General features: G+C 65.0%; 1 protein-coding gene. It reads left to right on the top strand.

Annotated elements, in window-relative coordinates; all coding sequences use genetic code 11:
- Positions 1–193, top strand: a 193-nt coding sequence (locus F8271_RS31950) for a DUF4158 domain-containing protein (protein WP_151493461.1), incomplete at its 5' end; no start/stop codon positions are given.
- Between the last annotated feature and the right edge of the window lie 121 nt (positions 194–314).

Here is a 314-nt window from a genome sequence, read left to right as displayed (position 1 = left end):
GTGGGAGATCCGGGCGGCGTTCGGGTACCGCGACTTCGCCGACCCGGGGGTACACGACCCGCTCGTGGAGTTCGTGTCCGCCCGGGCCTGGATCCACGCCGAGGGCGCGGTGGCGCTGTTCGAGCAGACCAAGGCGTGGCTGCGCCGCGGGCGGGTGCCTACTGGGGGGCGGCCTGCCGGGGCATACTGCTGAACCCTTGAGCGGATTATTACGTTACATGCATGACTGCTAGCCTGGAAACGGATTTTCCTGGCGAGAGAAGCAAAGGAAAACGACGCATGCCCCCCAAATTCGACGATGCAACTGTACGCTC

Source organism: Micromonospora sp. ALFpr18c (assembly GCF_008868155.1).
Lineage (GTDB): Bacteria > Actinomycetota > Actinomycetes > Mycobacteriales > Micromonosporaceae > Micromonospora.
The sequence above is the reverse complement of the archived record's forward strand: the minus strand, read 5'-3'. Positions and strand labels throughout refer to the sequence as shown.